The organism is Limnobaculum eriocheiris (assembly GCF_021010575.1).
Lineage (GTDB): Bacteria > Pseudomonadota > Gammaproteobacteria > Enterobacterales > Enterobacteriaceae > Limnobaculum > Limnobaculum eriocheiris.
This window is the reverse complement of sequence record NZ_JAJNAG010000105.1, coordinates 1-687: the sequence shown is the minus strand read 5'-3', so window position 1 is coordinate 687 and position 687 is coordinate 1. Positions and strand designations below refer to the sequence as shown.

Annotated in this window: 1 protein-coding gene; it reads right to left on the bottom strand. The window is 49.6% G+C overall.

Annotated features, from left to right (window positions below):
• Positions 1-16: 16 nt before the first annotated feature.
• Positions 17-687, bottom strand: a 671-nt coding sequence (locus LPW36_RS17685; RefSeq protein ID WP_230611902.1) for an IS3 family transposase, incomplete at its 5' end; no start/stop codon positions are given.

Below are 687 nucleotides of genomic sequence, written 5' to 3'. Positions count from 1 at the left end.
TGTAAGCACACCCATTTTAGTACCACATACTTTTTGAGATTTCTGGGTTTTCAGCCATCAGCCGGTATTCTTCCGGTGTCAGGTTATTCAGGGATTCATGGGGCCGCTCACTGTTGTATTCATTCAGCCAGCGCTCTGTGATCTCCCGTGCTTCATTCAGTGTTCTGAACAGGTAAAAATCCAGTATTTCTGTCCGGTATGTTCGGTTAAATCGTTCGATATACGCGTTCTGCGTTGGCTTGCCCGGTTTGATAAATTCCAGCATCACTCCATGGTCTTCAGCCCATTGTGCCAGTGTCAGTGATATCAATTCCGGCCCGTTATCCATTCGCATCTTTAACGGATATCCCCGGTTTGCCACTATCCGCTCCAGTACCCGGACGACGCGCTGTGCCGGGATATTCAGATCAATTTCTATGGCCAGAGCCTCCCGGTTAAAATCATCCACGACGTTGAAGGTCCGAAAACGTCGGCCACAGACTAATGCATCGTGCATAAAATCGATGGACCAGCTCTGATTGAGTGCTTCCGGCGTTGCCAGCCGAGCCGGATTGCGCACCGGCAGGCGTTGCTTACCTTTACGGCGAAAATTCAGTTTTAACTGGCAGTAAATTCGGTGCACGCGTTTGTGGTTCCACACATGCCCCTGCCTGCGAAGCACCTGAAACAGTTTTTTAAATCCATAGC